The organism is Nonomuraea sp. NPDC048881, assembly GCF_040649795.1.
Taxonomy (GTDB): Bacteria; Actinomycetota; Actinomycetes; order Streptosporangiales; family Streptosporangiaceae; genus Nonomuraea.
This window is the reverse complement of sequence record NZ_JBEZGC010000048.1, coordinates 1-3,323: the sequence shown is the minus strand read 5'-3', so window position 1 is coordinate 3,323 and position 3,323 is coordinate 1. Positions and strand designations below refer to the sequence as shown.

The 3,323-nt window shown below is 73.6% G+C and carries 4 protein-coding genes; 3 read left to right on the top strand and 1 reads right to left on the bottom strand.

Features of this window, described 5'->3' with window-relative positions:
* The first annotated feature begins 439 nt into the window (after positions 1-439).
* Complete coding sequence (locus AB0C33_RS51095) at positions 440-772, top strand: STAS domain-containing protein (RefSeq protein WP_358303116.1); 333 nt, start codon at positions 440-442, stop codon at positions 770-772.
* A gap of 7 nt (positions 773-779) precedes the next feature.
* On the opposite strand, the gene AB0C33_RS51090 is transcribed toward AB0C33_RS51095, so the two are convergent.
* Positions 780-1,241 (bottom strand): helix-turn-helix domain-containing protein, encoded by a 462-nt coding sequence (locus AB0C33_RS51090; RefSeq protein WP_358303113.1) that lies wholly within the window; start codon positions 1,239-1,241, stop codon positions 780-782.
* Between the two features lie 157 nt (positions 1,242-1,398).
* Here AB0C33_RS51090 and AB0C33_RS51085 point away from each other — a divergent pair, with 157 nt between their 5' ends.
* Together AB0C33_RS51085 and AB0C33_RS51080 are read left to right on the top strand one after the other, a co-directional pair.
* Complete coding sequence (locus AB0C33_RS51085) at positions 1,399-2,682, top strand: glycosyltransferase (RefSeq protein ID WP_358303110.1); 1,284 nt, start codon at positions 1,399-1,401, stop codon at positions 2,680-2,682.
* A 127-nt stretch (positions 2,683-2,809) separates the two neighbouring features.
* Positions 2,810-3,323 (top strand): cation:proton antiporter (locus AB0C33_RS51080; RefSeq protein WP_358303107.1); only part of this gene is annotated, 514 nt, incomplete at its 3' end.

The following is a 3,323-nucleotide window of genomic DNA, read 5'->3' as shown; positions in this document are numbered from 1 at the left end:
GTCGCGAACCCCCACCCGAACGTCTTGTCCAGGAACGCCCACAGGAAGATCCAGCCGATCGCGATCCGGGCGACGGCCCAGACGTAGTCGACCGGGGTACGCGCCGCCCGCACGGGGGCGACGTCCATCACGGGCCGGTTGATGGTGGTGGCCATGGCGGGCCTCCCTTTCGGTGGGGGGTGTACGTCCTTGTCTCACCCCTATTCCACTGCGGGCGCCCGCTCCCGGTCAGTGTCGTACGCCCCTCGCTGGAAGGACCTTGGTCCTCAGGGCCGTCCGTTCCGGGCCCGCCCGGCCGGGCCCGGTCCTTCGGCTGCCGGAGGTGGGACTTTGGGCCCTATCCCGGTGGCCGGCCTTCTCGTAGCTTCGCTTCGGGGGCATCGTGCTTCCGCTGACGAACGCCGGCCACCGGCCGCCCGCCGAAGGTAAGGAGACGGACATGGCTTCTCAGGCGCGGCCTGGCACGGGCAGGCGGGCGGTGCTGAAGGTCGCCGGCGACCTGGACCTGGCCACGCAGGCGGGGTTCCGCGCCCGGATCGCCGCCGCCCTCGCCGAGCAGGGCACGCGTCTCGTCCTCGACCTCAGCGGGGTGACCTTCATGGACGCCCGCGGGCTGGCCGCGCTGGTGGCCGCGCGCGACCTGGCGGCCGCCCGCCACGGCAGCCTCCGGCTGACGGGGGTGACGCCGGCCGTCCTGCGGTTGCTGGAGGTGACCCGGCTCGACCGGACGTTCTCCCCGGTCTCCCTCGCGGACGTGCGCCCCGCCGCGTGAACGGCGGTCAGCGGGTCGTGCGGGTCTGTTCCCAGCGGTGCAGCAGGCCGGGCAGCTCGGCGAGCAGGAACTGGTAGAAGTCACGCATCTCGGCCAGCCTGGTGTGGGCCGGGTCGCCGGAGGCGGTGGTGGCGACGCCGGTCTCGGCGGCCTGCAGCATGACACGCACCATCGTGTTCTGGGTGGAGAACAGGGTGGGCCAGGCGTTCTCGCGCAGCCGGTAGTGCTCACGGCGACTGCCGGGCGCGGGCAGGCGCTCGATCAGGCCGGTCGTCAGCAGGGCCTTGACCGCGCCGGACACCGAGCCCGCGCTGACGCCGAGCCGGTCGGCGATGTCGCCCATGGTGACCGTGTCGGCATCGGTGAACAGGAAGAACGCGAGGACCCTGGCCGACATGCGCTGCAGACCGCCCTCGGCCAGCACCAGCGCCAGCCGTTCGGCGGCCTGCCACCGTTCCTGGTCGCCCATCCCGTCACCTCCTGGCTCGGATCATAGCCGTTCTCCGGAGAGTTCAGAAATTTCTGAAATTTCGCTATATTGCGGTTATTCGGCCCTTCATCGGGCCGGTGGTGTGCCGGGAAGCCTGGTCGGCGAGCGCAACAGTCCTTTCGAGCAAGGAACGCCGATGAAGGTCCTCATCCTCACCCACGGCACCCGCGGCGACGTCCAGCCGTACGCCGCCCTGGCCCTCGCCCTGCAGCGGGCCGGGCACGAGGCCGTCCTGGCGGCCCCCGCCGCCATGGCCGGCCTGGCCGGTCCGCACGGCATCGCGTTCGCGCCGCTGCACGACGGCCCGAACACGCTCATCGACGACCCCGGCATCCGCCAGGCGGTCGAGACCAACTACCGCGGCCTGCGCGGCAAGAAGGTGGCCTTGCAGGTGATGCGCCGCAGCAAGCCCCTCATGGCCGAGGTCTTCACCGACATGGCGGGCGTGGTGCTGGACGGTCCCGGACAGAACGCCGACCTGGTCGTGCACGCGCCCGGCATGCCGGGCGGGCACGTCGCCGAGCGGCTCGGCGTGCCGGCGGTGCCCGCCGCGCTGCAACCGGTGTGGGTGCCCACCGCCGCCTTCCGCAACCCGATGTTGCCGCTGCCGTTGCCCAAGGCGCTGAACCGGGCCTCCTACCTGCCGATCAAGCTGATGCTGCGCTCCTTCGCGGGCATCGCCGACGACCTGCGCGCGCGGCTGGAGCTGCCGCGACGGCGCGGCCGGCACGACATCCTGCGCCGCCCGGACGGCCGTCCGGCGACCGTCCTGCACGCCTTCAGCCGTCACCTGCTGCCCCACGACGCGCCGGGCGGTCTGGACTATCCGGCATGGGTGCACACCACCGGCTTCTGGTACCTGCCCGCCCCGCCCGACTGGACGCCCTCGCCGGAGCTGGCCGCCTTCCTGGCCGACGGCCCGCCCCCGGTGTACGTCGGGTTCGGCAGCATGGCCGGCACCGATCCGCGGCGGCTCGGCCGGATCGTCGCCGAGGCCGTCCGGCGGGCGGGGGTGCGGGCCGTGCTGGCCACCGGGTGGGGCGGCATCCAGGCCGCCGACCTGCCCGACGGTGTGCACCTGCTCGACCAGGCGCCGCACGACTGGCTGCTGCCGCGCACGGCCGCGATCGTGCATCACGGCGGCAGCGGCACCACCGCCGCGGCCCTGCTGGCCGGGCGCCCGCAGGTGATCTGCCCGTTCGTCGCCGACCAGCCGTTCTGGGCGTCCCGGGCGCACGCCGCGGGGGTGGCCGTGCCGCCCCAGCCGCAGCGCCGCCTGACCCCGGACGGCCTGGCCGCCGCCATCGGCCTGGCCGCCACCGACGCCCGGATGGCGGCCACGGCCGCCGAGCTCGGGCGGCGCGTACGGGCCGAGAACGGCCTCGGCCACGCCGTCACGGTCCTGGAATCCCTGCGCTGACCACGTCGCCGGAGAAGCTTCCCCGGCGGACCTGTTAGGGTGATCGCCGGTGCGCCGGGAAGTCTGGTCGGCAACGTGTACGACGACGACCGGAGTCCCTTTCCATGATCGCTTCTGCGCGGCCCGCGTGACGGGCGCCCTGCTGACCGCGTTCGCGGGCCTGCTGCTGCTGGCGGTGCTGCTGTCCAGCCTGGCCCACCGCACCGTGCTGTCCACGGCGGCGCTGTTCCTGGTGGCCGGGTTCGTGCTCGGCGACGGCGTGCTCGGCGTGGTCTCGCTCAAGCCCGGCGACGACCTGGTGGCCACGCTGGCCGAGCTGGCGCTGTTCGCGGTGCTGTTCACCGACGGCATGCGGGTGGGCTGGGCCGAGCTGCGCAGCGCGTGGCGGCTGCCGGGGCGGGCGCTCGGCTGGGGCCTGCCGCTCACCCTGGTCATCACCGCCGCCGGCGCGCACTACCTGCTCGGGCTGGGCTGGGTCGAGTCGCTGCTGATCGGCGCGATCCTGGCGCCCACCGACCCGGTGTTCGCCGCCGCCCTGGTCGGCAACGAGAAGGTGCCGCCGCGGCTGCGGCAGCTGCTCAACGTCGAGTCCGGCGTCAACGACGGGCTCGCGCTGCCGTTCGTCATCCTGTTCCTGGCGA

Excerpts from the sequence above, each read along its gene's own strand:
- AB0C33_RS51085 (WP_358303110.1), top strand. The coding sequence starts at position 1,399 with ATGAAGGTCCTCATCCTCACCCACGGCACCCGCGGCGACGTCCAGCCG.
- AB0C33_RS51090 (WP_358303113.1), bottom strand. The coding sequence starts at position 1,241 with ATGGGCGACCAGGAACGGTGGCAGGCCGCCGAACGGCTGGCGCTGGTG.
- AB0C33_RS51095 (WP_358303116.1), top strand. The coding sequence starts at position 440 with ATGGCTTCTCAGGCGCGGCCTGGCACGGGCAGGCGGGCGGTGCTGAAG.